Raw genomic sequence first — 26,765 nt, 5'->3', positions numbered from 1 at the left:
CTGGTCGCCTCCCGTAGGTGCGCGGCGGCTCAGCGGCCTCGCGGCGACGTGGTGGAGGACACCTCAGTGCCGGTCGAGCCAGGCGGAGCGGGGATCCGCAACTCGGCGGCGGTCCGGCGACGCCCGGCGAGGCGTACCGCCGGCCGCATGGCCAGGCCCGCGATCACGAACAGCCCGCCGAGCACCAGCCAGCCGGGCGTGCCCCAGCCGAGCAGCAGCGAGGTCAGCAGCGCCGGGCCGAGCATCCGGGCCAACTGCGGCGCCATGGCGAAGAAGCCCTGGTACTGCCCCTGCCGGTCGGGGCGGGCCAGGGTGAAGCCGACCTCCCAGCCGCTGGCCGCCTGCACCATCTCGCCGAACACCTGCACCAGGGCCGCGGCGAGCAGCACCGCCGAGGCCACCCACGCGCCGCCGACCATCCCGGAAACCGCGTAGGCGCCACAGGCGACGAGCAGCACCCAGCCGGCGTGCCCGCTGGCCCGGGCCGCCGTGCCCGGATCGGTCACCCGGCGGGCCACCCGGACCTGCCACAGCACCACGCACAGCATGTTGACGGTGAGCACGACCGCGCCCATCGGCGCCGGGGCGTCGGTCCGCTCCGCGATCCACAGCGGCAGCGCCAGGCTGAGCAGCGGCATGTTCAGGCACATGACCGCGTTCAGCAACGTGATCAGCGCGTACGGGCGGTCGCGCAGCACGGTCAGCCGTCCCGGCTCGGGTCCGGACGGAACCGGCGCCGCCGCCTCGGGCAGCCGGCGTACCAGCAGGGCGGCGGCCAGGAAGCTCACCGCGTCGAGCGCGAAGGCCGACAGGTACGCGGGGCGGGTGTCCGCCCAGAGCACGAGCGCGCCCAGCCCGGCCCCGGCGGCCAGGCCGGCGTTCGAGACCGACTGCAACCGCGCGCGTACCGCAGTGCGCCGCGCGGGCTCGATCAGCCCGACCAGCAGCGCCTGCCGGCTGGCGGTGAGCCCGGCCTGGCAGGCGGCGTAGCAACAGGCGAGCAGCACGAACAGCGGGAGGGAGCGGATCACGAGGAAGCCGCTGAGCGCGGCGGCGGTGGCGACGGCGAAGACGCCGGTCATCCGTCGTGCGCCGTAGCGGTCGGCCATCTGGCCGGCGGGCACCCCGGCGAGGATGCCCGTCGACCAGCCCACGGTGAGGGCGATCCCGACCTGCGTCGGGGACAGCCCCACCACCCGGATGAAGAACAGCGCCGAGCACGCGTAGAACGCGCCGTCACCGACCGAGTTCGCGAGCTGGGCCAGGGCCAGCACCCGGACCCGGCGGCCGGTGTCGACATCGGTCATTGCCCGTCCCCCGTTCGCCGTGCTCCTTCCTCCATCCAAGACCCGCGGATTGGCCTGGAGAAGCGCCGATTCCAGGCGATCTGATTGGGCCAATGTAGTGTCGCCGCCGTGGACGTACACGTCAGCCTGGCCGGCCCCGGCGACCGCGCCACCCGGATCCACAGGCAGTTGCTGGAGGCGATCCTGGACGGCCGGCTGCGGCCCGGCGAACGGCTGCCACCCACCCGCGAACTGGCCCGGCGGCTCGACGTCTCCCGCAACACGGTCGCCGTCGCCTACGAGCGGCTGACCGCCGAGGGCCTGCTGACCGCCCGGGTCGGCGCGGGGACGTTCGTCGCCGACGAGCCGGTCGCCCGCGCCCGGCCCCGTCCGGCGCCGGCCGGCGGGGTACGCCCCCGCGCGTTCTGGACGTCCGCCGAGGCCGCGCCCACCGCCGAGCCCCGCCCGGGTCACGACTTCCGGGCCGGCACCCCGGACACCGGGCTGTTCCCGCTGGCCACCTGGCGCCGGCTGGTCGCCGGTGAGCTGCGCACGGCGACGATCCGGGGCGGGTACGCCGGCCCGGCCGGGCACCCGGGCCTGCGTGCCGCCGTCGCCCGGTACGTGGGGCTCGCACGCGCGGTACGGGCCGGGCCGGAGGACGTCGTCGTCACCCAGGGCGCGCAGCAGGCGCTGGACCTGATCGCCCGGGTCGTGCTCGAACCGGGCGACCGGGTGGCCGTCGAGGATCCCGGCTATCCCCCGGCCCGGCGGCTGTTCGCCGGTCACGGCGCGCGGGTCGTGCCGGTGCCGGTCGACGACCAGGGGATCGACGTAAGCGCGCTGCCCGGCGACGCGCGGCTGGTCTACGTCACCCCGTCCCACCAGTTCCCGCTGGGCGTCCGGATGTCCCCGGCCCGCCGGGCGGCGCTGCTCGACTGGGCCGCGGCCCGGGACGCGGTGGTCGTCGAGGACGACTACGACACCGAGTTCCGTTTCTCCGCGCGTCCGCTGGACCCGTTGCAGACGCTGGACCGGGCCGGGAAGGTGGTCTACGTCGGCACGTTCTCCAAGACCCTGCTGCCCATGCTGCGCCTCGGGTTCCTGGTCGCCCCGGCCTCGCTGCGCCCCGCGCTGCTGGCCGCGCGGCAGCTCACCGACTGGCACGGCGACCACACCACGCAGGCCGCGCTGGCCCGGTTCATCGACTCCGGCGAGCTGCCCCGGCACATCCGCAAGGCGACCCGGGTCTACGCCGAACGGCGCGAGCTGGTCGAGGCCGCGTTGCGCTCCGACCTCGCCGGCTGGCTCGACCCGGTGCCGTCCACAGCGGGCCTGCACCTGTGCGCGCGGCTGCGCCCGGAGGCCGGCGTCGACCTGCCGGCGGTCGTCGCGCGGGCGGCCGAAGTCGGCGTCACGGTACGGGAGATCGCCGGCTACCACGCGGGCCCGCCCGGCCCGGCCGGTCTGGTGCTCGGCTACGGCGCCGTCGCCACCGCCGACGTACCCGAGGGGCTCCGGTTGCTCGCCCGCAGCTTCCGCGGCTGACCCGCCGGCGCAAATTCACTCCGCCCGCCGAGCAACCCCGGGAGCCACACCTGGCGTGACTATCCCGTATCCGATCGGAGGTCCGAATGAGTGATCGCGACACGGCGTTCGCGGAGTACTTCTCCGCGAGGCACCACGCCATGCGCGCCACCGCGTATCTGCTCTGCGGTGACTGGCACCGCGCGGAGGATCTGGTCCAGACCGGGTTCACCAAGCTGTACCTGGTCTGGAACCGGGTCGCCCGGCACGACGCGCTCGACTCCTACCTGCGCCAGATCATCGTCCGGTCCTTCCTCGACGAACGGCGGCGGGGCTGGTGGCGGCGGGAACGGGTGGGCACGCCCGACGCCGACCCGCCGGCGCCGGCGAGTCCGCCCGAGGACCGGCTCGTGGTGCTCCAGGCGCTCGCCGCCGTACCGCCCCGGCAGCGGGCCGTCCTGGTCCTGCGCTACTGGGAGGACCTGCCGGTCGACGAGGTGGCGGCGCTGCTGGACTGCTCGCCGGGAACGGTGAAGAGCCAGTCCGCCCGCGGTCTGGACACGCTGCGCGGCCTCCTGTCACCCATGCACTCACCGAGCGAAAAGGGGCAACGATGAACGGAGACCAGCTGCGCGAGGCGCTTCGCGACGAGATGCTCAGCGTGACCGCGCCACCGCAACTGAGCACCGACGGCATGCTGCGCTCCGCCCGGCGGGCACGCAACAAGCGCCGAGCCGTCCGGGCCTGCGCCGGATCGGCGACTGCGGTACTCGCGGTCGCGGGCGTCGCGGGTGTCGTGGCGCTCTCCACCCCGGACGGCGGCGACCGACGCCCGCCGGCCGCGCTGCCGCAGGCCGCCCCGCCGCCGTCGTCGGACGGCAGCGCCGAACCGATGCCCACCGGGCCCGACGGCCTGCCGCAGGAGGACCGCACCGCGCGGGCGGGTTCCCGGTATGACCAGGCCGCCCTGCTGCTCGACCGGCTCGTCACAGTGGTGCCCGCCGGCTACACCGCCGAGAGGACCGTCTCCAGCGAGACCGGGAAGGAGACGCTGGGCACCCATCAGGCGGGCTTCACCGGACGAGCCGGCGGCGTCGAGCTGTGGAGCTACCTGGCCTCGGTCGACGTGACGAAGGGGACGTGGAGGGGACGCCTGCTCACCGAGGTGCACACACCGGGGAACCTGCTGCCGACCGAACCGTGCGCCCTGGCGCGTGAGTTCTGGGGCATGGGGGGCGAGTGCCGGCCGACGACAGTCGGCGAGGCGACAGTGGGTGTGGTGGTCCGGCCCGGCTCGGACGACCGGTTCGACCAGTGGGCCGCCTACCGGCATCCCGACGGCGTGGTGGTCTTCGTCGCGCAGGGCGCCTACGACAGGCAGGCGCCCGCGTCCCCGCTGCCGTTCACCGCGCGCCAACTGGCGGCACTCGCCGTGGACGAACGGCTGCACCTTCGGTAGCCCCGCCGCGGGCACGCCTGAACTACCCTCGCCGCCGTGGACACTGTGGAGATCGATGCGCCGGTCGTCGGCGTGACCGTCTACCCGGACCGCGCCCGGGTCACCCGCCGCGGCGGCGTCCGGCTGGCCGCCGGCGACCACCGGGTACGCGTCGCCCCGCTCTCGCCGGGCCTGCGCCGGGACTCGATCCGGGTGGGTGGCCGGGGCGCGGTGACGGTGCTCGGGGTGGACGTGAGCGCGTGGCGGCAGGCCCGCAGCACCGACGCCCAGGTCGTCGAGCTGGAACGGCGGCGCCTGGAACTGGCCGACGAGCTGGCCGAGGTCGGCGACACCGACGCGGTCGAGGAACAGCGCGGCGAGTTCCTCACCCGGCTGGCTGAGCGGGCCGGTGGCACGTACGCCCGGGCGCTGGCCGCCGGCGACGCGGCCCCGGCCGACGTGGCGGCCTTCACCGACTCGGTGTCCGGTCAGCTCGCCGAGTCCCGGGCCCGGCGGCGCGGGCTGGCCCGGCGGCGCACCGAGCTGGCCGAGGAGCTGGCCGCTGTCGACCGGGAGCTGGACGCGGCGCGTGGCAAGCGGGAGCCGGACCGGCTGGCCGCCGACGTGTCCGTCTCGGTGGACGCCGACGACACCGAGGTGGAGCTGGAGCTGACGTACCTGGTGGACGGCGCCCGCTGGACGCCCTCCTACGACCTGCGGCTGGTCGAGGACACCATGACCGTCACCTGGTTCGGGCTGGTCAGCCAGGGCACCGGGGAGGACTGGCCGGAGTGCGAACTCCAGCTCTCCACCGCCCGCCCGGCGGCGGCGAGCGGCGTACCCGAATTGTCGCCCTGGTATCTCGACCGGCTCCGGCCGGAGCCGCCGATGGCCGCGTCGTTCGGCGGCATGGTGCCGCCGCCGGCGCCCGGCGCGGCGCCGGCGGGCCGCCCCCGCGCGGCGCGGTCGGCGGCGCCGGCAATGCGGGAGAGCGTCGCCGAGGTCGAGCAGGGTGTGACGGCGGCGACCTACCGGCCGGCCCGGCCGGTGGCGGTGCCGGCCGACGGCAGCGCGCACCGGGTGTCGATCGCGGTGCTGGAGCTGCCGGCCCGGCTGGACCATGTGAGCGCGCCGGTGCGCGCCGCCGAGGCGCACCTGCGGGCCACGGTACGCAACACGTCGGACCACACGCTGCTGCCCGGCCCGGCGTCGGTCTTCCACGGCGCTGATTTCGTGGCGGCGACGCGGCTGACGACGTGGGCGCCGGGCGAGGAGACGGAGCTGGCGCTCGGGATCGACGACCGGGTGCGGGTGGAGCGGAAGCTGTCCCGGCGCACCGAGAGCAAGGCCACGCTCGGGTCGACCCGGCGGCGGGAGGTGGAGTACCGGATCACGGTCGCGAACCACACGCCCCGCCCGGCCACCGTCGAGGTGCGGGACCAGCTACCGGTGTCCCGGGACGAGGCGGTGGCGGTACGCGAGACCGCGCTGACGCCACCGCCCGCCGAGCGTACGGAGCTGGGCGAGCTGACCTGGCGGCTGTCGCTGGCGCCGGGTGAGAGCGGCGAGATCGCGCTGGGCTTCCGGGTGGAGCTGGCCAAGGGGGTCGAGCTGACCGGCTGGCGGGAATAGCACGACGGGGCCGCTTCCGCGACGTGCGGAAGCGGCCCCGGCGCATGCGTCAGACGCGGCGACGACCGTACAGGCCGGCGAAGACGGCGACGCCGATGGCGGCGAAGGCCACCTGGAGCGCCAGCTCGATCCAGTCGATGCCGGCGGTGTCGTCGACGCCGAACGCGCCGGCCACCAGGGTGCCGACGAACGCGGCGACCACACCGATGAGCAGGGTCAGCCAGATCGGGATGTTCTGCTTGCCCGGCACCACCAGGCGCCCGAGCGCACCGATGACGAGGCCGATGATGAGCGCGGTGAAGAAGCCCGTGATCTCCACGAGAGGCGTCCCTTCCCTCGGATGTGTTGACGCCTCGCTGGTTGCCCCGATCAACCACCCGGCCAAACCCGGGAGCGGCTTTCGTCACGGAACTGTCATGACCGTCCCTGATCAGTGCTCCGAGGGCTGACGGCGGCGGGGTGCACCCGGTGCCTCCTCCCGGTCGATGCGCAGTTCCCGCTCCAGCTCGGCGATCACCATCCGCAGGTCGTCCAGGCGCTGGCTGATCGCGATCCGGTCCACCTCGTCCGGTATCCCGTCCCCGTCGGAGTCGTAGTCCGAGGCCAGCCCCTCGGTCATCTCCAGCCGGCGCGCCTCCTCCATCGAGTTGACGATGACGGCGATGAGGATGTTCAGCAGGAGGTTGACCGCGATCATCACGAAGCTGACGTAGTAGAGCAGCGTCCACGGCGACACCTCCAGACCCTGTTCCAGCAGGTCCGGCAGCGTCTCCAGGGACAGCAGCACGAACAGCGTGACGAGCGAGCGGCCGATGTCGCCGTACTGCTCGGGGTAGCGGTCGCCGAAGATCAGCCAGCCCGCCATTCCGTACACGTAGAGCGTGACGGCGGCGAGCGCGAGGAAACCCGCGACGCCGGGCAGGCTGCGCCACAGCGCCGCGACGATGGTCCGCAGGCCGGGCGAGAAGCGGACCAGGCGCAGCACCCGGGCGACCCGGATGAATCGCAGCACCGCGGAGTCGCCGTGCAGGCCCGGGATGAATATGGCCGCGGTGACCAGCAGGTCGAAGACGTTCCAGCCGTGCCGGAAGAAGTCCTGCGGGCGGCGGCCGTACGCGAGCACCCGGATGGTGATCTCCACGACGAAGACCGCCCGGAACATCCATTCCGTCCACCGCAGTACCGGCCCGGCGGCGCCGAGGTCCCGGTACGTCTCGATGCCCAGCACGACCCCGTTGGCCATGATGAGCACCACGATGGCCACCTCGAACGGCCGGGACGCGACGAGCCGTGCACAGTGGCCGGCCAGCCCGCGTTTTCCGGTGGCGGTCCGGCGCCCGCCGCGCGGTGCCGGAACCGTGTCCCCGATCAGCGTTCCCCTCCGGCACACGAGAACCGGCCGACGTGCGGACGACAGGGGGTAGCCACCCGGACACTCTAGTGGATCACCGACGGTGAACTGTTCCGGCCGAGGCGCGCCCGGCCGGGCTCACAGCCAGCCGCGGCGCTTGAACAGCAGGTAGAGCGCGGCGCAGACGGCCAGCATCAGGGCCACCGCGAACAGGTAGCCGAACCGCCAGTCCAGCTCCGGCATGTGGGTGAAGTTCATCCCGTAGACGGTGCCGATCAGGGTGGGCGCGAACAGGATCGCCGCCCACGCGGAGACCCGTTTGATCTCCTCGTTCTGCTCGAAGCTCGCCGCGGTCAGGCTGCGCATCTCCTCGTTCTGCGCCTGCGAGACCAGTGTGGCGTTGACGGTGAGGATGTTCTGGAGCAGGTGCCGGAACCCGTCCACCCGCTCCACCACCTGGGTCAGGTGGTCGGCCACGTCGCGCAGCCGGCGGCGCAGTTCCTCGTCCGTGCCGTACCTGTCGAAGCCGTGAGCGAGCGCGTCGACCACCTTCAGCAGCGGCCGGGCGGCTCGCTGGAACTGGATCACCTCGCGGCTCAGCTCGTAGATGCGGCGGCTGGCGTTCGGGTCGCCGCCGAACACACCGGTCTCGATCTCGTCGATGTCGTTCTCCAGCCCGGCGACCACCGGCGCGTAACCGTCCACCACCCGGTCGAGCACGGCGTAGAGCACGGCTTCCGGGCCGAGTGCGAGCACCTCGGGTTCCGCCTCCAGCCGCCGCCGTACCCCGGCCAGGTCGGGCGTGCCGCCGTGCCGGACGGTGATCACGAAACCGGGGCCGAGGAACAGGTGCAGCTCGGCGAACTCGACCGCGTCCCGCTCGTCCAGGTAGCGGGCGGCGCGCAGCACCACGAACAGGGTGTCGCCGTACCGTTCCAGCTTGGGGCGCTGGTGGGCGTTGATCGCGTCCTCGACGGCCAGGTCGGGAAGCTGGAACTCGGCGGCGAGCGAGGCGATCTGCTCACGGCCCGGCCGGCGCAGCCCGATCCAGGCCATCGCGTCGTCGAGCTGTTGCAGGCAGCGGTACGTGTCGGCGAGGCTGACCGGCGAAGCCAGGCGTACGCCGCCGACGTAGACGCCGCTGTCGACCAGCCCGTCGGGGCGCTCCGGCTCGGCCGCGCCGGCGTCGATGGCGTGCTCGTCCAGGCGCCGGCCGAACCCCTCCGAGGACCGGTTGTCCGCCATGCCCCTCCCCCGCTGCTCGGCCGGCTCGCCGAGTCCCCCGCCGAGGCTCGCGCAAACGTCAGGGGCGGTAGCGGTAGCCCATCCCCGGCTCGGTGATCAGGTGGCGGGGCCGGGCCGGGTCGTCCTCCAGCTTGCGCCGCAACTGGGCCATGTACTGCCGCAGGTAGTTCGTCTCGTGGTGGTACTCCGGTCCCCACACGTCGTGCAGCAACTGGCGCTGGCTGACCAGCTTGCCCGGGTTGCGCAGCAGCTTCTCCAGCATGGCCCACTGGGTGGGGGTGAGCTTGACCTCGACGCCGTCGTCCCGGGTGACGGTCCGGTCGGCCAGGTCGACGGTGTTGCGGCCGATCCGCAGCGCGGGCACGGCGGGCGAGGCCGGGGCGAGCCGCCGGGTCACCGCCCGGATGCGGGCGAGCAGTTCGTCGACCCCGAACGGCTTGGTCACGTAGTCGTCGGCGCCCGCGTCGAGCGCGGCCACCTTGTCCTCGCTGCCGGCCCGGCCGGAGAGCACGATGATCGGCACGGCGGTCCAGCCGCGCAGGCCCCGGATGACCTCGGTGCCGTCCAGGTCGGGCAGGCCGAGGTCGAGCACCACCAGGTCCGGCGGGTGACCGGCGGCGGCCTTGAGCGCGGCGGCGCCGCTGTCGGCCACCTCGACGTCGTAGCCCCGGGCCCGCAGGTTGATCCGCAGCGCGCGCAGGATCTGCGGCTCGTCGTCGACGACCAGGATCCGGGTCATTCCCGCGGCCCCTCCGGCTGGGTGGCGGCCGGCAGCCGCAGCACCATGGTGAGACCGCCACCGGGCGTGGTCTCCGGGGTGATGCTGCCACCCATCGCCTCGGCGAGCCCGCGGGACAGCGCGAGTCCCAGGCCCACCCCGGTCTGGTTGTCCCGGTCGCCGAGGCGCTGGAACGGCAGGAAGACGTGCTCCCACTGGTCTTCCGGGATGCCCGGCCCGGTGTCGATCACCCGCAGCTCGACCTGCCCGGCGTGCGCGCTGCCGGTGATCGTCGGCGGCCGGCCTCGTGGGCTGTGCCGCAGCGCGTTCGCCACGATGTTGACCAGCACCCGCTCCAGCAGGCCCGGGTCGGCCAGCGCCGCCGGCAGGTCGGCCGGGATGTCGGTGGTCACCTCGGCCGCCGCCGGGCCCAGCTCGTCGAGCGCCAGGGGTACGGCGTCCTCCAAGCCGATCGCGGTGGCGCTCACGCCCAGCGCGCCGGCCTGCAACCGGCTCATGTCCAGCAGGTTCGCAACCAGCCGGCCCAGCCGGTCCAGCGACTCGTCGGCGGTGGCCAGCAGTTCCTCCCGGTCGTCCGCGTCGAACTCGACGTCGTGACTGCGCAGGCTGCTCACCGCCGCCTTGGCCGAGGCCAGCGGCGTACGCAGGTCGTGGCTGACCGCCGCGAGCAGCGCGGTCCGCATCCGGTCGGCGGCGGCGAGCGGGCGGGCGGTGGCGGCCTCCTCGGCCAGCCGTTCCTGGCGCAGCGCCACGGCGGCCTGCGCGGCGAACGCCTCGACCACCCGCCGGTCGGCCGCCTCCAGCCGCCGGCCGGCGAGCACCACGCTGAGCCGGTCGTCGACCGGCACCACCGTCTCGCCCGCGCTCGGGCTGCCCGGCGGCCGCTCGCCGACGCTCGCCACCACCCGCCAGGCGTCCGCCTCCCGGGCGCGGGCCGGGCGTCCCCCGGCCTCGTCGGTCAGCTCCAGCACGCTCACCGCGCGCAGCCCGAACGTCTCCCGCAGCCGGTCCAGCAGCGCGGGCAGCGGCCGCTCGCCGCGCAGCACACTGCCCGCGACCGTGGCCAGGGTCTGCGCGTCGGCGGATGCCCGCGCCGCCTCCCGGGTACGCCGGGCCGCCACGTCGACCACCCAGCTCACCGCGATGGCGACGCCCACGAACACGCCCAGGGCGAGCAGGTTGTCCGCCTCGGCGATGGTCAGCGTCCGGTACGGCGGAGTGAAGAACCAGTTGAGCAGCAGCGAGCCGCCGAGCGCCGCGACCAGCGCGGGCCAGAGTCCGCCGACCAGCGCCACGCCCACCACACCGGCGAGGAACAGCAGGATGTCGTTGGTGAGGGTGAGGTCGGGCAGCGTCCGCAGCACGAGCGTGAGCAGCGGCATGCCGAGCACCGCGAGCGCGTACCCGATCAGCCGCCGGCGCCGGGACAGCGCGGCGGGCACCGCCGTGCCCCGGCGTCCGCGCCCGGCCTGCGGGTGGGTGACCAGGTGCACGTCGATCGGACCGGACAGCGCGGTGGTGGTCACCCCGACGCCCCGGGCGAACACCTGCGCGAACCGGCCCCGGCGGCTCGCGCCGAGCACGAGCTGGGTGGCGTTGACGCCCCGGGCGAAGTCGAGCAGCGACGCCGGGATGTCGGTGCCGAGCACCTGGTGGTATGTGCCGCCGAGGCTCTCCACCAGCACCCGCTGCCGGGCGAGTTGGGCCGGGTCGGCGCCGGCCAGCCCGTCGCTGCGGGCCACGTGCACGGCGAGCAGGTCGGCGCCCTTGCTGCGGGCGGCGATCCGGGCGGCGCGGCGGATCAGGGTCTCGCCCTCCGGGCCGCCGGTGAGCGCGACGACCACCCGTTCCCGCGCCTCCCAGGTGTCGGAGATGCCCTGCTGGGCCCGGTACGCGTCGAGCTGTTCGTCGACTTTGCCGGCCAGCCAGAGCAGTGCCAGTTCGCGCAGCGCGGTGAGGTTGCCGACCCGGAAGTAGTTGCCGAGCGCGGCGTCGATCTTGTCGGGTCGGTAGATGTTGCCGTGCGCCATCCGGCGGCGCAGCGCCTCCGGCGTCATGTCCACCAGCTCGACCTGCCCGGCGGCGCGGACCACCTGGTCCGGCACGGTCTCCCGCTGGGTGGTGCCGGTGATCTGCGCGACCACGTCGGTGAGCGACTCCAGGTGCTGCACGTTGACGGTGGAGAGCACGCTGATCCCGGCGTCGAGCAGCTCCTGCACGTCCTGCCAGCGCTTGTCGTGGCGGGAGCCGGGCACGTTGGTGTGGGCCAGCTCGTCCACCACGGCCACCTCGGGCCGCCGGGCCAGCACCGCGTCCAGGTCCATCTCGGTGAACTCGACGCCCCGGTAGGTCATCGACCGGCGCGGCACCACCTCCAGGTCGCCGATCATCTCGGCGGTGTGCCGGCGGCCGTGCGTCTCGACCAGGCCGATCACCACGTCGGTGCCGCGCTCGGCCCGGCGCTGGGCCTCCTCGAGCATGGCGTACGTCTTGCCGACGCCCGGGGCGGCCCCGAGATAGATCCGCAGTTCACCCCTGCCCACAGCGTCCATCCTCCCTGACCGGCCCGCGGCGGCCCCGGCTGTTCCCGGTGCCGCCGCGGTCGCTGTCGCGTCAGCGCGCCGGGAACGCCTCGTCGAGCGCGAGGTTGAGTTCCAGCACGTTCACGCCGGGCTGGCCCATGAAGCCCAGCGCCCGCCCGGTGGTGTGCTCCGCGACCAGCCGCCGCACCGCCGCCGGGTCCGCGCCGCGCTCCCGCGCCACCCGGGCCACCTGGATCCGGGCGTACGCCGGGGAGATGTGCGGGTCGAGGCCGCTGCCACTGGCGGTGACCGCGTCGGCCGGTACGGCGGGGCGCGCCGGGGCATCCCCGCGTACCGGGGTGACGATGCCGCCCTCGGCCACGTAGTCGTGACCGGGCCGCGCCGCCTCCACCGGTACGCCCTGCCAGGTGGTGACGAACAGCGTCGCGGGCGCGGCCTGGTTGACGCTCACCACGCGGGTGATCCGGCCGGTGAGACCGTGGGCGCGGAACACGGCCAGCACCGCGCCCACCCCGTCCGGCGTGCAGTACGGGCGCCGCCCGTCCACGCCGTCCAGTTCGCCGACCGCCTTGCTGCGCGCGCAGACCTGGGTGAGCAGGCTCTGCGCCGAGGTCTCCTCGTCGCCGGTGAGCGTGTCCACCACGCTCTCCGGGCCGAGGTTGCCCGCCGCGGTGGCGGTCGGGTCGTAGCCGTCCCCGGCGGCCGACGGGCGGGACTGGAAGTAGCGCGGGATCGGGTTGCCGTCCGCGTCGGTGAACGACTGGCCGATCAGCGAGCTGCCGACGGTCCGGTCGCCGACGGTGAGCAGTGAGCCGTCCGCCCTGCCGTCGAGGCCGGGCAACCGGCCCACGGCGACCAGGGCGAGCGGGTAGACCAGGCCGAGCAGCACGGTGAAGACGAGCACCGCGCGCAGGGCGGCCAGGTGCTGGGAGAGCCAACTGGGAAGGCGCATCACGAGATCCCCGGGACGAACTGGACGAGCAGGTCGATGAGCTTGATGCCGGCGAACGGCACCACGATGCCGCCGAGGCCGTAGAGCCACAGGTTGCGGCGCAGCAGCATCGAGGCGCTGGCCGGGCGGTAGCGCACGCCGCGCAGGGCCAGCGGGATCAGCGCCACGATGACTATCGCGTTGAAGACGACGGCGGAGAGGATCGCCGACTCGGGACCGGCCAGGCGCATGACGTTCAGCCGGTCCAGCGAGGGGTAGATGCCGGCGAACATGGCCGGGATGATCGCGAAGTACTTCGCGATGTCGTTGGCGATGCTGAACGTCGTCAGCGCGCCCCGGGTGATCAGCAACTGCTTGCCGATCTCCACGATCTCGATCAGCTTGGTCGGGTCCGAGTCGAGGTCGACCATGTTGCCGGCCTCCTTCGCGGCCGACGTGCCGGTGTTCATGGCGACGCCGACGTCCGCCTGGGCAAGCGCGGGCGCGTCGTTGGTGCCGTCGCCGGTCATGGCGACGAGCCGGCCGCCCTCCTGCTCCTTGCGGATCAGCGCGAGCTTGTCCTCCGGCGTGGCCTCGGCGAGGAAGTCGTCCACGCCCGCCTCGTCGGCGATCGCCTTCGCGGTACGCGGATTGTCACCGGTGATCATCACGGTCCGGATGCCCATCCGGCGCATCTCGTCGAAGCGCTCCCGCATCCCGGCCTTCACCACGTCCTTGAGGTGGATGACGCCGAGCGCCCGGGCCGGCTCCCCGGCCACGTGCTCGGCCACCACGAGCGGCGTGCCGCCGGTGCCGCTGATCGCGTCGACCAGTTCACCGACCTGCTCGGTCGGGCGGCCGCCGTTGTCGCGTACCCACTTCGTCACCGCGGCGGCGGCACCCTTGCGGACGCGCCGGACGTCGCCGCCGGCGTCCAGGTCGACGCCGCTCATCCGGGCCTGCGCGGTGAACGGCACGAACGTGGCGTGCGGGATGAGGCCGGGCTCGCGCTCGCGCAGCCCGTACTCGTTCTTGGCGAGCACCACCACCGACCGGCCCTCTGGTGTCTCGTCGGCGAGGCTGGACAGTTGCGCCGCGTCGGCGAGCGTGGCGGCGTCCACGCCGGTCACCGGCAGGAACTCGGCGGCCTGCCGGTTGCCGAGCGTGATCGTGCCGGTCTTGTCCAGCAGCAGCGTGTTGACGTCGCCCGCCGCCTCGACCGCCCGGCCGCTCATCGCCAGCACGTTGCGCTGCACGAGCCGGTCCATGCCGGCGATGCCGATAGCGGACAGCAGCGCACCGATGGTGGTCGGGATGAGGCAGACCAGCAGCGACACCAGGACGACGCCGGTGACGCCGGAGTCGGTGATCGCCGCGGTGTCGGACGCGGCGGCCTGGTAGCCCTTCGCGAAGATCGCCATGGGCTGGAGCGTGACGACGGCGAGCAGGAAGATGATCGTCAGCGCGGCCAGCAGGATGTTCAGCGCGATCTCGTTCGGCGTCTTCTGCCGGTTGGCGCCCTCGACCAACGCGATCATCCGGTCGATGAAGCTCTCGCCGGGCTTCTGCGTGATCCGGACGACGATCCGGTCGGAGAGGACCCGGGTCCCGCCGGTGACCGCGCTGCGATCGCCGCCGGACTCCCGGATCACCGGGGCGGACTCGCCGGTGATCGCCGACTCGTCGACGCTGGCGATGCCCTCGACCACGTCGCCGTCGCCCGGGATGACCTGCCCCGCCTCGACCAGGACGACGTCGCCCTGCCGCAGTTGCGGCGCGGGCACCGCCTCGTCCCGGTACCCGTTCGCGGCGGCACCGGGCGTCCAGCCGACCAGGCGGGTGGCGACGCTGTCCTGCTTGGCCCGGCGCAGCGTGTCGGCCTGCGCCTTGCCGCGCCCCTCGGCGACCGCCTCGGCCAGGTTCGCGAAGATCACGGTGAGCCAGAGCCAGACGGTGATCGCGATCGCGAAGACCGACGGGTCGGCCACCGCGAGCACTGTGGTGAACAGCGCGCCGATCTCCACGATCAGCATCACCGGGTTGCGCCACAGCGTGCGCGGGTCGAGCTTGCGCAGCGCGTCCGGCAGCGAGGCGAGCAACTGCTTCGGGTCGAGCAGTCCGCCGCCGACCCGGTCGTCGCGGCGGCCCGGCGTGCCGGGGACCGGCGCGTCGGCGGTCTGGAGAGGTGCGGTCATGTCCTTGTCTCTCATGGTGGTCACAGCCCTTCGGCCAGCGGGCCGAGCGCGAGTGCGGGAAGGAAGGTGAGCGCGACGAGGACCACTGTGACGCCGACGACCATGCCGACGAACAGCGGCCGGTGGGTCGGCAGGGTGCCCTCGGAGGCGGGTGTGGGTTGCTGGCGGGCCAGCGAGCCGGCCAGCGCGAGCACGAAGATGACCGGCAGGAACCGGCCGAGCAGCATGCAGAGCCCGAGCGCGGTGTTCCACCACGGCGTGTTCACGGTGAGGCCGGCGAACGCGGAGCCGTTGTTGTTGCTGGCCGAGGTGAACGCGTAGAGCACTTCGGACAGTCCGTGCGGCCCGGCGTTGAGCGCTGTCGAGGCGTTGCCGGTGGCGAACGCGGCGGCGGTGCCGGTGAGCACCAGCGCCGGGGTGACCAGGAAGTACATCGAGGCGAGCTTGATCTCGCGCGAGCCGATCTTCTTGCCCAGGTACTCCGGGGTGCGCCCGACCATCAGGCCGGCCACGAACACCGTGATCACCGCGAGGATCAGCAGCCCGTACAGGCCGGCGCCGACGCCGCCGGGTGCGACCTCGCCGAGCATCATGTTGCCGAGCGTCATCATCCCGCCCAGCGCGGTGTACGAGTCGTGGAACGAGTTCACCGCGCCGGTCGAGGTGAGCGTGGTGGCCGCCGCGAACGTGGCGGAGTTCGACACGTCGAAGCGCACCTCCTTGCCTTCCAGCGCCGCGCCGACCGCCTGCGGCACCGTGCCGTCGCCGGTCAGCTCGAAGACGTTGGTGAGGGCGATGCCGGCGAGCGCCAGGATCGCCATGACGGCGACGATCGCGTAGCCCTGCCGCTTCTGCCCCACCATCCGGCCGAAGACCCGGGGCAGACTGAACGGGATCACCAGGATCAGGAAGATCTCCAGCCAGTTCGTCCACGCGGTCGGGTTCTCGAACGGGTGGGCGCTGTTGGCGTTGTAGAAGCCGCCGCCGTTGGTGCCCAGCTCCTTGATGACCTCCTGGCTCGCCACCGGCCCGCCGGTGACGGTCTGGGCGCCGCCGGTCAGCGTGGTCACGTCGGTGCCGCCGGACAGGTTCTGCACCACCCCGCCGAGCATCAGCGCGAGCGCGCCGAGCACCGCGATCGGCAGCAGGATCCGCAGGGTGACCCGGGTCAGGTCGACCCAGAAGTTGCCCAACTCGCCGGTACGGCTGCGGGCGAAGCCCCGGACGAGCGCCACCGCCACGGCGATGCCGACGGCGGCCGAGACGAAGTTCTGCACCGCCAGGCCGGCCATCTGCACCAGATGGCCCATCGTCGACTCACCCGAGTACCACTGCCAGTTCGTGTTGGTCACGAACGACACGGCGGTGTTCCAGGCGCCGTGCGGCACCACCGGGTCGAATCCCAGCGAGAGCCACAGGTGGTTCTGCAGGCGCTGGAACGCGTACAGGAACAGCAGGGAGACGGCCGAGAAGGCCAGCACCGAGCGGGCGTACACGCCCCAGGTCTGCTCGGCGGCCGGGTCGACCCCGACCAGGCGGTAGATCCCCCGCTCGACCCGGGACGACCGGGTGCCGGCGACCACGCGGTACATGTGGTCGCCGAACGGCCGGTGCACGGCGACCAGCGCCGCCACCAGCGACAGGACGAAGAGCACGCCGGCTGTGGTCATGCTCATCAGAAGCGCTCCGGGAACAGCAGGGCGACGACCAGGAACACGCCCAGACCGATCGCCAGCACCAAGCCGACGGCGTTGACGGCGCTCACAGCTTCTCCACACCCCTCACCACGAGGGCGAGCGCCGCGAACAGCCCCACCGTCAGCAACACGAACAGCACGTCAGACACGGCTGATCTCTCCTAGCGGAAGATGTCCTCGCGACCGCCTCCCGGCCGCGCCGGGCAATCACAACGCCGTATCCGCCGGACGGACAGGGGCTTTGACGCGACCATCACGCGCGGCCACGGTTTCTTGACGCGCTTTTCACGCCGCCTCCGTGGCCGATGACCGGGGTCACGCGACGCACCGTCGCTCTTCGGACGCCGGCTCGTCCGCGCGGGGGCCGTGACGGGCCGGTCCGCCGCCTACGCTGGCCCGGTGGCCACCGAACTGACCCTGCTGTCGGACGTGGTCTGCCGGGGTGTGCCGGTCGGTGGGGCCCGGCTGCGCGGGCTGCTGGCGCTGCTCGCCGGGCGGCTCGGGGCGGGCTGCGGCGCCGGCGCGCTGGTCGAGGCGCTCTGGCCGGACGAACCGCCCCGGCACCCGGTGAAGGCGTTGCAGATCCTGGTGTCCCGGGCCCGCGCCGAGCTGGGCGCCGACCTGATCGTGCGGACCGCCACCGGCTACCGGCTGGCGCTCACCGACGCACAGGTGGACGCGGCGGCGGTGCTGCGGCACGCGGAGGCGGCGGCGCGGCGGGCCCGGGCCGGTGAGCACGCGGACGCGCTGGCCGAGGCCGAGGCGGGGCTGGCGTACTGGGCCGGTCCGCCGGGCGACGAGCCGGGCCAGGGCGATCCGCTCACCGCGTTGCGCGCGGACCGGGCGGCCACGTACCGCGCGCTGTCCCGGGCCCGGGCGATCGCGTTGTCCCGGCTCGGCCGGCCGGCGGAGGCGCTGCCCGGGCTCGCCGCGCTGGCCGCCGGGAGCCGCCACGACGAGGAGCTGCTGGCCGAGCTGCTCCGCTGCGAAGCGGCGGTGACCAGCCGGTCGGCGGCGCTGACCCGGTACGACGACTACCGCCGCTCGCTCCGCGACGAGCTGGGCGCCGACCCCGGGCCGGCGCTGCGCGAGCTGCACCGGGAACTGCTCGACGGGGAGGGCCGGGTGGCCCGGCCCGGCATCCCGTACGAGCCGAACCCGCTGCTCGGCCGCGACGACGACCTGGGCGCCGTGGAGTCCCTGCTGACCGGCTCCCGGGTGGTCTCGATCGTCGGTCCCGGCGGGCTGGGCAAGACCCGGCTCGCGTACGCGGTGGCCCGGCGCGCGCCGCAGCGGAGCATACGCCTTGTCGCGCTCGGCGCGGTCGGTGACGACGCCGACGTGCCGGACGCGGTCGCGGCGGCGCTGGGGGTCGGCGAGCCGGTGGCCGGCCCGGTCGGCGCGCTGCCGGTGCCCGCCGATCCGGCCGCCGCGATCGTGGCGGCGCTCGGCGCCGGGCCGGTGCTGCTGGTGCTGGACAACTGCGAACAGGTGGTCCGGGGCGTCGCCGAGCTGGTGGCGGCGCTGGTGGCGACGACACGGGAGCTGCGGGTGCTGACCACCAGCCGCACCCCGCTGGGGTTGACCTCGGAGGCGGTGCACGCATTGCCCGAGCTGCCGCCGGACACCGCTGTGGAGCTGTTCACGCAGCGCGCCCGCGCCGCCCGGCCGGGCGTGGTGCTCCCGGCCGACCAGGTGGCCGAGGTGTGCCGGCACCTGGACGGGATGCCGCTGGCGATCGAGCTGGCCGCCGCACGGGTCCGGGCGATGAGCGTGCCGGAGCTGGCCCGGCGGCTCGACGACCGGTTCGGCCTGCTGCGCGACGGCCCACGGGACGCCCCACCGCGCCACCACACGCTGCACGCGGTGGTCGACTGGAGCTGGAACCTGCTGCGGCCGGAAGGCCGGGCGGCGCTGCGGGCGCTGTCGGTGTTCCCCGACGGCTTCACCACGGCGGCGGCCGACCGGGTGCTGGGCGACGACGCGCTGCCGGTGCTCGAACATCTGGTCGACCAGTCGCTGCTGCGCGTGGAGGAGACCCCGGAGGCGATCCGGTTCCGGATGCTGGAGACGGTGCGGGAGTTCGGCGCGGCCCGCCGGTCCGAGGCCGGCGAGACGGACCGTGTCGTGGCGGCGTTCCTCGCCTGGGCCTGCGAGTTCGGCCTCGGGCAGCACGAGACGCTGCTCGGCCCCGAGCCGTTCACCGCCCTGGCGGCGGTCCGGTCCGAACAGGACAATCTCGTCGCCGCGCTGCGACTGGCCTCGGCCCGGTCGGACGCGCCCACAGTGGTCGGCGTCGCCGCCGCGCTCGCCGCGTTGTGGACGCTCGACACCAGCTACACCCGGATGCTCGCGCTGGTGGCCGACACCGACTTCCTGTTGTCCCACTACCGGCCGGCGCCGGAGTTCGTGGCGCCGGCCCGTACCGTCGCCGTGCTCGGCGTGGCGCACACCCTGATGATCGCCGGGCGGCGGGCGACCCGCTCGCTCGTGGTGCTGCGGAGGCTGCCGCCGCCCTCGCCGGACGACCTGGTCGGCGCGATGGCGACGGTCCTGGGCGCGATCCCCGAGATCGTGGCCGACCCGCCCACGCTCGCCGCGCTGCGCGCGCATCCGCAGCCGCTGGTCGCCGCGATGGCGAACGGCCTGGCCAGTTATCTGCTGGAGCAGGCCGGGCGGCCGGACGACGCGCTGGACGCGGCGCGGCGGATGCTGGACGCGCTGGCCCACCGGCCGATCCCGTGGCTGCGGGTGCTCGTCCACTCGCGGATCGGCGAGTTGTGCATGCAGACCGAACGCTCGGCGGAGGCCCGGGACCACCTCACCACCGCGCTGGACCTGCTCGCCGACTCCGGCCCGTGGTGGGACCGGCTCCAGATCCGGTGGAGCCTGGTCCTGGTGAACCTCGGGCTCGGCGAGGTCGACGAGGCGGAACGCTGGTTGCGGCTGGCCACAACCGACGCCTGCGACGGCCGGTACGACGCGCCTCCGGTCGAGGACGACCAGTACGGGATGCGGGCGTACGAGCGCGGCATCCGGGCCGAGTTCGCGCTCGGCCGGGGCGACGTCGAGGCCGGGTTGTCCGGCTGGCGGGAGGCGCTCGACCGGCTGCGGACGCCGTCGGACCCGCTCGTCTGGTCCGGGCCGCCCGGCGACGCGCCGTGGCACCTGGAGATCCGGGCCGCCGCCCTGGCGGCACACGCCCGGCACGGCCGGCTGCACCTGGTGCCCGGGCTCGCCGACGCGCTGCGCCGAAAGGCAGCCACGCTGCTCGCCGATCCGATCGCCGACGCGCCCGGCTTCCTCGTGCAACTACCCGTCCACGGGTCGCTGCTGCTCGCCCTCGCCCTGGTCGAACTGGACCGGGCCGGCCGTACCGGGGACCGGGCCGCCGGCGCGGCGGGCGCCCGGCTGGTAGCGCTCGCCGAGCGCTTCGGCTACCAGCGCAACTTCCAGCCCACCATGTCCTCGGCGGCGGCCCGGCAGGCGGCGCGGGACGCCGACCCTGCGGCGTACGACGCGGCCCGCGCGTCGTACGCCGCACTGGATCACGACGAGCTGCGGCTCGCCGCCGTGGCTGAACTCAGCGGGACGGATCACGGTCGTACAGGCGGCGCGCCCACAGGTAGCCGAGCAGGCTGACCCCCGCGCACCAGGCCACCGCGGCGAGCGCGTCGCCGCCGTCGACCGGACCGGCCAGGAGGAGCCCGCGCAGCGTCTCCATGATCGGGGTGAACGGCTGGTGCTCGGCGAACCAGGCGAGCCACCCGGGCATCGAGTCGGTCGGCACGAAACCGCTGCCCAGGAACGGCAGCAGCATCAGCGGCATGGGCAGGTTGCTGGCGCTCTCCACGCTCTTGGGCACCATGCCCAGCGCGACCGACAGCCAGGTGATGGCGAACGCGGTGAGTGTGAGCAGCCCGGCCGCGGCGAGCCACTGCGCCGGCCCGGCATCCGGCCGGAAACCGACGAGCAGGGCCACCCCGACGACCACCACGAGCCCGAGCAGCGTCTGCGTCACCGCGCCCACCACGTGCCCGGTGAGCACCGCCGCGCGGGCGATGGACATGGTGCGGAACCGGGCCACGATGCCCTCGGTCATGTCCATGGCCACCGAGATCGCGGTGCCCTGCGCGGCGCCGGTCATGGCGAGCAGGAGGATGCCGGGGGTCACGTAGTCGACGTACGCGGACCGGCCACCGGCGACACCGCCCAGGCCGTCGCCGAGCGTGCCGCCGAAGACGTAGACGAACAGCAGCAGGAAGATCACCGGCAGGGCGATCACCACTGCCGTCAGCGACGGGTAGCGGATCGCGTGCTTGAGGTTGCGGCGCAGCATCGTCGCCGAGTCGCCGACGGTGTGGGCGAGCGTGCTCATGGGTTCACCTTCTCCTCAGTGCGGTGGCCGGTGAGGGCCAGGAAGACGTCGTCCAGGTCGGGGGTGTGCAGGCTCATCGACTCGACCGCGACCCCGGCGGCGTCGAGCCGGCCGAGCAGGTCCTTCACTGCGCTGACGCCGCCGTCGCCGGGCACCCGCAGGGTCAGGTCGTCGTCGTGCCGGGTGGCCGCCGGGAACAGCCCGGCCGCCGCCGCGAGTTGCGCCGGCTCGGTGAAGTGCAGGCGTACGTGGCCGCCGGGAACGCGCCGTTTCAGCTCGGCCGGGCTGCCCTCGGCGACCAGGTGACCGCCGTCGAGCAGCGCGACCCGGTCGGCGAGCTGGTCGGCCTCCTCCAGGTACTGCGTGGTGAGGAAGATGGTGACTCCCCCGGTCACCAGCTCACGGACGATCTGCCACATGGCCCGCCGGCTGCGCGGGTCCAGGCCGGTGGTCGGCTCGTCCAGGAAGATCAGCCGGGGGCGGCCGACGAGCGTCATCGCCAGGTCGAGCCGCCGTTTCATCCCGCCCGAGTACGCGGCCACCGGCTTGTCCGCCGCATCGGTCAGGTCGAAGCGGGCCAGCAGGTCGTCCACCACCCGCCGTCCCTCGACCCGGCCCAGATGCCGCAGGTCGGTCATCAGCCGCAGGTTCTCCGCGCCGGTGAGAAGCGGGTCCACGGCGGAGAACTGGCCGGTCACGCCGATCGCGGCGCGTATCCGGTCCGGCTCGGCGGCCAGGTCGTGGCCGGCGACGCGCACGGTTCCGCCGTCCGGTCGGATCAGCGTGGAGAGGATCTGCACTGTGGTGGTCTTGCCGGCGCCGTTCGGGCCGAGCAGGGCGAAGACCGTGGCCTCGGGTACGCGCAGGTCGATGCCGTCGAGCACGACCTGCTTCCGGTACGCCTTGCGCAGCCCGGTCGCCTCGACCATCGGTGAGGTTGTCGTCGTCATGCCGTAACCGTGACGGCGGCGGGGATCAGCGCGGTTTCACGGCGGTTTCACGCCCACCGGACAGGGGCGCGGACCTCAGCGCTCGGCGGCGCGGGCGACGAGCGCCTCGGCGACGTCGCGCAGTTTGCGGTTGGAGTCCTGGGAAAGCTTGGCGAGCAGGGTGAACGCCTCGTCGGCCGAGCAGCGCCGCTGGCCCATGATGATGCCCTTGGCCTGCTCGATCACGGCTCGGCTGCGCATCGCCTCGCGCATCTGCTGGGCCAGCGTCGAGGTGCTGTCGTAGAGGTGCGCGTTGGCGAGCGCGACGGCCGCGTACGCGGCGAACTCCTCCGCCAGGTCGATCGACGACTTGTCGAAGGCGTGGGCCGAGCTGCCGTAGAGGTTCAGCGCCCCGGTCACCGCCTCCTGGATCGGCAACGCGATCGACAACGAACTACCCACGCCCGCCGTCCGGGCCTCGGCCGCCCAGCCCGGCCAGCGCGGATCGTCGGACAGGTCGGGCAGCGACACGCTCGTCGCGCTGACCGAGGCGTCGAGGCAGGGGCCGTCGTCGTGCTCGTACTGCCACTCGTCCAGCCTGCGGGCCAGGTCGCTGGTGTGGGCGATGGCCCGGTTCGCGCCGGCCTGCGTCAGGGAGACGGACACGTGCGCGCTGCCCGGGACGGCCCTGTTCGCCAGCCCGGCGACGCGCGCCAGGACGTCGTCGAGCGCGACCTCGTCGAGCCGGATCCGGCTCAGTTCGGCGAGCGCTTCGCCGGCGTCCATCCGCGGGGCTTCCATGCGCACGTCCTGTCCGGGTCGAGGTCATCGGCACGTGTCGTTCCGGCAAACGTACCCAGCGCGGGCGGTTCCGCAAGCGGTCCGCTCAGCGATCTTCACCCCATCGGCGTATCTTTGGGGCCGGGTCAAGCCATGTGCCCTCCTGCTCCCGGCGTTTCCGCCGGAGCGTCCGCTTACCACGCGGTGGGAGGTGTCATGTCGACCGATCTGCCGGTTTTCGGCTGTCACCATGTTCCGACGGCGTCCAGGTCGTTCCGGCCGGACGAGCCGATCATGTGGCTGAGCTGTGAGGCCCTGGAGGATGCGACCCGGATCTCGGTGGCCGGCGAGGTGGACCTCAGCAACGCGCACCTGCTGAGCGAACTGGTGGAGACCGCCGTCGCCGCACGCGCCCCGCTGGTGGTGGTGGATCTGTCGGCGGTCAGCTTCTTCGGCGCGCACGGCACGAACGCGCTCGTCGGCGCCCGGCGGCTGCTGGCCGAGCACGGTCGCCGCCTGGTCCTGCGCCGGCTCTCGCCTGTGGTCCGACGCGTCCTCGACATCACCGGCACGCTTGCCGCGTTCGAGGTCGTCGATCGGCCCGCGCTGCCCGCCGCCCACGGCCGGTCGGCACGTCCTGTCGCCCCCACCGGCACCGGGTCGTAGAGTTGTGCCGGTAGGTGACGTCCCGGCCGGGGCGTCACCGATGAGCGTCAAGAAGCGGCGCGCCGGTCCCGATCCGTCCGGATCGGGACGCTGGTCCGTCACCACGGGCCGACCCCGCCACCAGCCGTCCGCCCCCTCCGGGTCGACGGCGCCGCTTCCCCGAGGACGTCACAGCTCATGCCGCACGCCCACCCCGACCTCGCCGCCGCCTTGATCAGACTCGCTCGGATCAAGTACGACGAGGTCGACCTGGACGTGGTGCTGTCGACCATCGCGCAGGTCGCAAAGGACACCCTCCCCGGCACCGCCGAGGTGTCGGTGACCCTGGTCCAGGGCACCCGGGCGTACACCGCCGCGTACACCGGCGAGCTGGCGCTGACCCTCGACGAGTGGCAGTACGCGCACGGCCGCGGCCCGTGCCTGGACGCCGCCACCACGGGCACGGCCATGCTGGTGTCGGACATGTCGGCGGAGAGCCGCTGGCCGGAGTGGGCGGCGCGGGCGCACGAGGCGGGCGCGGCCAGTTCGCTGTCGATCGGCCTGCCCATCCAGGAGGCGATGGTCGGCGCGCTCAACATCTACGGGGCGGCGACCGGCGTGCTCGACCAGCACGTCGAGCTGGCGCAGACGCTGGCCGGATACGCCGCCATCGCGCTGGCGAACGTCCACCTCTACGAGAGCACCGCGACGCTGGCTCAGCAGATGCAGGAGGCCATGCAGAGCCGGGCCGTGATCGAGCAGGCCAAGGGCATCATCATGGGCCAGCGGCGCTGCTCGGCCGACGAGGCGTTCGCCATCCTGGCCCGGGTGTCGCAGGACTCCAACCGCAAGCTGCGCGAGGTCGCCGAGTCACTTGTGCAACGCGCTGTGCACGGCCCTCGTGACTGAGCGTGCGGTCAGCGCGGCATCGCCCGCCAGCCGGAGCCACTCGCACGCCACGCCCCGGCGAGGATGCTCGCCGAGCCACGGCTCGGGCATTGCTGGATCTTGGATCGGCCGGACGCCCCGCCGATCTGCGCCTGGACCTGCCACTGGCTTCCGTCGGTGCAGATGTAGACGTCACGCCGTCCGCGCGGGTTGTTGACGCCGTTCCACCAGTGTTCCTCGACCACCATGCCGTGACCGTACCGCAGGAGACCCGGAGCAGCACAGGCGCAAATCGGTTGCCACCGTCGACCGTACGGCGGCACGCTCCCCGAATGACCTCACCGGACCTGCCGCGCAGCTTCACCATCCGCGAGGGCGACCTGCGGATCCTCAACCCGTTCGACGAGGCCAAGCTGGCCGCGCTGGGCCGGGCGATCGGGCTGCGCCCCGGTGACGAGGTGCTCGACCTGTGCAGCGGCAAGGGTGAGCTGCTCTGCACCTGGGCCCGGGACCACGGGATCACCGGCACCGGGGTCGACATCAGCAGCGCCTTCACCGCCGCCGCCCGGGAACGCGCCGCCGAACTGGGCGTGACCGACCGGGTACGGTTCGTGCACGGCGACGCCGCGGCGTACACCCCGCAGCGGCCGGTCGACGTGGCCGCCTGCGTCGGCGCGACCTGGATCGGCGGCGGGGTCCCCGGCACGCTGGAACTGCTCGGCCGGGCGTTGCGGCCGGGCGGCATGGCGCTCGTCGGCGAGCCCTACTGGCGGCGTGACCCGCCGGACGACGAGGCGGTCACCGGCTCGCACGCCCAGTCCCGCGACGAGTTCAAGGACCTGCCCGGCCTGGTCGAGTCGTTCGGCGACTGCGGCTGGGACCTGGTCGAGATGGTCCTCGCCGACCAGGACAGCTGGGACCGGTACGCCGCCGCGCACTGGCTGAACCTGCGCCGCTGGCTCGACGCCAACCCGGACGACGAACTGGCCCCGGAGCTGCGCCGGGAACTGACCGAGGACCCGCCGCGGTACGTCCGTTTCCAGCGCGAGTACATGGGGTGGGGAGTGTTCGCGCTGTTGCGACGGTGACTGCTTAACGAACGGCTACGCAGGGTAAAGCCAGATCATGGGACAGTTGCGCACCTCGCCGCCGCCGCCACAGGCCTCGGAGCTGGAGCGGTGGGTGCTGGACAGTCCCGAGGATCTGCGCGGCCTGCGCGCGTGGCTGCGCGAGGCGCTGAACCGGCACGGCCTGGTGCAGGGTGAGGACCTCGACGAGGTGCCGCACCTGGTCGTGCTGGTTGCCACCGAACTGGCGAGCAACGCGCTGCGGCACGGCCGCCCGCCCACCCTCATCACGCTGCTCGCCACCGACGACCAGTTCCTGCTCGACGTGGCCGACCACGACGTGAGCTCGGTGCCGGAGCTGACCGACATCAGTCCGACGGACTCGGGTGGGCGGGGTCTGTTCCTGGCCCAGTCGGTCTCGCTCGACGTCGGCTGGTACGCCACCGACAAGACCAAGAACATCTGGGCCTCGTTCTCCCGCTGACGGCCCGGCCGGGCGACCCGGCCAACCGGTCCGGCTCAGCGGTCCCCGGCCGGGACCGGGTCGTCGTACTGGCCGGGTGGCCCGGCGAGCGGTTCGCCGCCCACGATCGGCCACGGGTTCGGCGTGCAGCCGTGCAGGCCGAGCGTCTGCTGCACCATCACCGGCGCCGGGCCGCCGGCTCGGGGGCAGCGCTCGTGGCCGCGGCCCAGCCGGTGACCGACCTCGTGGTTGAGCAGGTACTGCCGGTAGCGGGAGAGGTCACTGACGTGCGGCACCCCGTACACCCAGCGGGCCACGTTGATCACGACTCGGTCGCCGTTGCGGCAGGACGTGTAGCGGTCGCTCGGGTCGTCGCACAGCCGCCCCCGCGTCACCGGCGTGGTGAGCAGCACCCTGAAGTCGGCCCTGTCGTCGCGGCCCACCCGTTGCAGCCGCCACCGGCCGTCGCCGGTCCAGCCGCGCCGGTCGGCGAGGGTGGCGGCCACGTCCCGGGCGAAGCGTTCCACGTCCACGTTGCGGATGCCGTCCTCGACCGCGACCTGGTAGCGCAGCAGCTCGCCGGAGCTACCGGCGACCGCGCCGGCCGTGTCGGCGGTCCGGAACGTACCGGCGCCCCGGGCCGGGTAGCCGATGCCGGGGGCCACCCGGCCGGCCGCCGGGACCGGTGTCCGCGCGGCCGTCGGCGTGGGGCGGGCGTCCGGTGCGGGCGCGCTCGGTGCCGCCGCCGGCACGGTCCGGCGCACCTCGATGCGGTCCAGCAGGTCCGGATGCCGCGCGGCGTACCCGCCGGCGGCGAGCGCGGCACCGACCAGGACCACCGCCAGGAACCGCCCTGATCGCGACCTCCGCCGTCGCCGGTGCAGCCCCCGCTCGTGCCCGCCCACGTCGATCTCCGTCCGTCGCGCCGCCCCGCTCCGGACAGAAGTACGGACGCCGGGCCCGGACGGTTGAACGGGCGGCCGGGTACCGTCGGTGCCGGGGTGGACGACCTGCCGCCTGTCGGAGTCCAGG

General features: G+C 73.7%; 24 protein-coding genes. 9 read left to right on the top strand and 15 right to left on the bottom strand.

Annotated features, from left to right (window positions below):
* Window positions 1-29 precede the first annotated feature (29 nt).
* On the bottom strand, window positions 30-1,307 hold the full coding sequence (locus GA0070562_RS03890) for an MFS transporter (RefSeq protein WP_091414889.1): 1,278 nt from the start codon (window positions 1,305-1,307) through the stop codon (window positions 30-32).
* Window positions 1,308-1,415: 108 nt separating this feature from the next.
* Here GA0070562_RS03890 and pdxR point away from each other — a divergent pair, with 108 nt between their 5' ends.
* The 4 genes from pdxR to GA0070562_RS03870 all read left to right on the top strand — a co-directional run bounded on the left by pdxR (window position 1,416) and on the right by GA0070562_RS03870 (window position 5,883).
* On the top strand, window positions 1,416-2,834 hold the full coding sequence (gene pdxR, locus GA0070562_RS03885) for a MocR-like pyridoxine biosynthesis transcription factor PdxR (protein WP_091414887.1): 1,419 nt from the start codon (window positions 1,416-1,418) through the stop codon (window positions 2,832-2,834).
* A gap of 86 nt (window positions 2,835-2,920) precedes the next feature.
* The gene (locus GA0070562_RS03880; protein ID WP_091414885.1) at window positions 2,921-3,430 is read left to right on the top strand and encodes a SigE family RNA polymerase sigma factor; all 510 of its coding nucleotides are present in this window, start codon (window positions 2,921-2,923) and stop codon (window positions 3,428-3,430) included.
* The gene (locus GA0070562_RS03875; protein WP_091414882.1) at window positions 3,427-4,272 is read left to right on the top strand and encodes a hypothetical protein; all 846 of its coding nucleotides are present in this window, start codon (window positions 3,427-3,429) and stop codon (window positions 4,270-4,272) included. Before GA0070562_RS03880 ends, GA0070562_RS03875 begins: the two co-directional genes overlap by 4 nt.
* Window positions 4,273-4,308: 36 nt before the next feature.
* The gene (locus tag GA0070562_RS03870) at window positions 4,309-5,883 is read left to right on the top strand and encodes a DUF4139 domain-containing protein (protein WP_091414880.1); all 1,575 of its coding nucleotides are present in this window, start codon (window positions 4,309-4,311) and stop codon (window positions 5,881-5,883) included.
* Between the two features lie 49 nt (window positions 5,884-5,932).
* Here GA0070562_RS03870 and GA0070562_RS03865 read toward each other — a convergent pair whose 3' ends face one another.
* The 9 genes from GA0070562_RS03865 to kdpF all read right to left on the bottom strand — a co-directional run bounded on the left by GA0070562_RS03865 (window position 5,933) and on the right by kdpF (window position 16,652).
* Window positions 5,933-6,202 carry a GlsB/YeaQ/YmgE family stress response membrane protein gene (locus GA0070562_RS03865; protein ID WP_091414878.1) on the bottom strand — a complete coding sequence of 90 codons (270 nt, stop codon included), beginning with the start codon at window positions 6,200-6,202 and terminating at the stop codon, window positions 5,933-5,935.
* 111 nt (window positions 6,203-6,313) lie between these two features.
* Entirely contained in the window at window positions 6,314-7,273 is a 960-nt protein-coding gene (locus tag GA0070562_RS03860; RefSeq protein WP_091414876.1) for an ion transporter, read from the bottom strand.
* Window positions 7,274-7,372: 99 nt separating this feature from the next.
* The gene (locus GA0070562_RS03855; protein ID WP_091414874.1) at window positions 7,373-8,479 is read right to left on the bottom strand and encodes a magnesium and cobalt transport protein CorA; all 1,107 of its coding nucleotides are present in this window, start codon (window positions 8,477-8,479) and stop codon (window positions 7,373-7,375) included.
* A 58-nt stretch (window positions 8,480-8,537) separates the two neighbouring features.
* Window positions 8,538-9,218: a response regulator gene (locus GA0070562_RS03850; RefSeq protein WP_091414872.1), complete on the bottom strand. Its 681-nt coding sequence runs from the start codon at window positions 9,216-9,218 to the stop codon at window positions 8,538-8,540.
* Entirely contained in the window at window positions 9,215-11,761 is a 2,547-nt protein-coding gene (locus tag GA0070562_RS03845; RefSeq protein ID WP_091414870.1) for a sensor histidine kinase, read from the bottom strand. The genes GA0070562_RS03850 and GA0070562_RS03845 overlap by 4 nt, the downstream gene beginning before the upstream one ends.
* 70 nt (window positions 11,762-11,831) lie before the next feature.
* Window positions 11,832-12,713 (bottom strand): potassium-transporting ATPase subunit C, encoded by an 882-nt coding sequence (locus GA0070562_RS03840; protein ID WP_091414868.1) that lies wholly within the window; start codon window positions 12,711-12,713, stop codon window positions 11,832-11,834.
* Window positions 12,713-14,887: a potassium-transporting ATPase subunit KdpB gene (gene kdpB, locus GA0070562_RS03835; RefSeq protein WP_091414866.1), complete on the bottom strand. Its 2,175-nt coding sequence runs from the start codon at window positions 14,885-14,887 to the stop codon at window positions 12,713-12,715. Before kdpB ends, GA0070562_RS03840 begins: the two co-directional genes overlap by 1 nt.
* Before the next feature lie 20 nt (window positions 14,888-14,907).
* Window positions 14,908-16,563, bottom strand: a complete 1,656-nt coding sequence (gene kdpA, locus GA0070562_RS03830) for a potassium-transporting ATPase subunit KdpA (protein ID WP_091414864.1) — start codon at window positions 16,561-16,563, stop codon at window positions 14,908-14,910.
* Complete coding sequence (gene kdpF / locus GA0070562_RS03825) at window positions 16,563-16,652, bottom strand: K(+)-transporting ATPase subunit F (RefSeq protein ID WP_036343797.1); 90 nt, start codon at window positions 16,650-16,652, stop codon at window positions 16,563-16,565. The genes kdpA and kdpF overlap by 1 nt, the downstream gene beginning before the upstream one ends.
* A gap of 330 nt (window positions 16,653-16,982) precedes the next feature.
* Between kdpF and GA0070562_RS30855 the strand changes: the two genes are divergently transcribed.
* A complete protein-coding gene (locus GA0070562_RS30855; protein ID WP_091416166.1) occupies window positions 16,983-20,225 on the top strand; it encodes an ATP-binding protein in 3,243 nt (1,080 codons plus the stop codon).
* On the opposite strand, the gene GA0070562_RS03815 is transcribed toward GA0070562_RS30855, so the two are convergent.
* From GA0070562_RS03815 to GA0070562_RS03805, 3 genes are all read right to left on the bottom strand, one after another.
* A complete protein-coding gene (locus GA0070562_RS03815; protein WP_091414862.1) occupies window positions 20,167-20,961 on the bottom strand; it encodes an ABC transporter permease in 795 nt (264 codons plus the stop codon). The genes GA0070562_RS30855 and GA0070562_RS03815 overlap by 59 nt on opposite strands.
* Window positions 20,958-21,911, bottom strand: a complete 954-nt coding sequence (locus GA0070562_RS03810) for an ATP-binding cassette domain-containing protein (protein ID WP_091414860.1) — start codon at window positions 21,909-21,911, stop codon at window positions 20,958-20,960. The genes GA0070562_RS03815 and GA0070562_RS03810 overlap by 4 nt, the downstream gene beginning before the upstream one ends.
* A 75-nt stretch (window positions 21,912-21,986) precedes the next feature.
* The gene (locus GA0070562_RS03805) at window positions 21,987-22,691 is read right to left on the bottom strand and encodes a GAF and ANTAR domain-containing protein (RefSeq protein ID WP_091414858.1); all 705 of its coding nucleotides are present in this window, start codon (window positions 22,689-22,691) and stop codon (window positions 21,987-21,989) included.
* A gap of 273 nt (window positions 22,692-22,964) precedes the next feature.
* Between GA0070562_RS03805 and GA0070562_RS03800 the strand changes: the two genes are divergently transcribed.
* Together GA0070562_RS03800 and GA0070562_RS03795 are read left to right on the top strand one after the other, a co-directional pair.
* Window positions 22,965-23,336: an STAS domain-containing protein gene (locus GA0070562_RS03800; protein WP_225853155.1), complete on the top strand. Its 372-nt coding sequence runs from the start codon at window positions 22,965-22,967 to the stop codon at window positions 23,334-23,336.
* Between the two features lie 177 nt (window positions 23,337-23,513).
* The gene (locus GA0070562_RS03795; RefSeq protein WP_091414854.1) at window positions 23,514-24,224 is read left to right on the top strand and encodes a GAF and ANTAR domain-containing protein; all 711 of its coding nucleotides are present in this window, start codon (window positions 23,514-23,516) and stop codon (window positions 24,222-24,224) included.
* A gap of 8 nt (window positions 24,225-24,232) precedes the next feature.
* On the opposite strand, the gene GA0070562_RS03790 is transcribed toward GA0070562_RS03795, so the two are convergent.
* A complete protein-coding gene (locus GA0070562_RS03790; protein ID WP_073825840.1) occupies window positions 24,233-24,451 on the bottom strand; it encodes a hypothetical protein in 219 nt (72 codons plus the stop codon).
* Window positions 24,452-24,535: 84 nt separating this feature from the next.
* Between GA0070562_RS03790 and GA0070562_RS03785 the strand changes: the two genes are divergently transcribed.
* Both GA0070562_RS03785 and GA0070562_RS03780 read left to right on the top strand, forming a co-directional pair.
* The gene (locus GA0070562_RS03785; RefSeq protein WP_091414852.1) at window positions 24,536-25,291 is read left to right on the top strand and encodes an SAM-dependent methyltransferase; all 756 of its coding nucleotides are present in this window, start codon (window positions 24,536-24,538) and stop codon (window positions 25,289-25,291) included.
* 37 nt (window positions 25,292-25,328) lie between these two features.
* The gene (locus tag GA0070562_RS03780) at window positions 25,329-25,754 is read left to right on the top strand and encodes an ATP-binding protein (protein ID WP_091414850.1); all 426 of its coding nucleotides are present in this window, start codon (window positions 25,329-25,331) and stop codon (window positions 25,752-25,754) included.
* Between the two features lie 35 nt (window positions 25,755-25,789).
* Here the strand turns inward: GA0070562_RS03780 and GA0070562_RS03775 are convergent, their stop codons facing one another.
* Window positions 25,790-26,638 carry a DUF3152 domain-containing protein gene (locus tag GA0070562_RS03775; RefSeq protein ID WP_091414847.1) on the bottom strand — a complete coding sequence of 283 codons (849 nt, stop codon included), beginning with the start codon at window positions 26,636-26,638 and terminating at the stop codon, window positions 25,790-25,792.
* Window positions 26,639-26,765 lie beyond the last annotated feature (127 nt).

The organism is Micromonospora tulbaghiae (assembly GCF_900091605.1).
GTDB classification, from domain to species: Bacteria; Actinomycetota; Actinomycetes; order Mycobacteriales; family Micromonosporaceae; genus Micromonospora; species Micromonospora tulbaghiae.
This window is presented reverse-complemented; position numbering and strand designations above follow the sequence as displayed.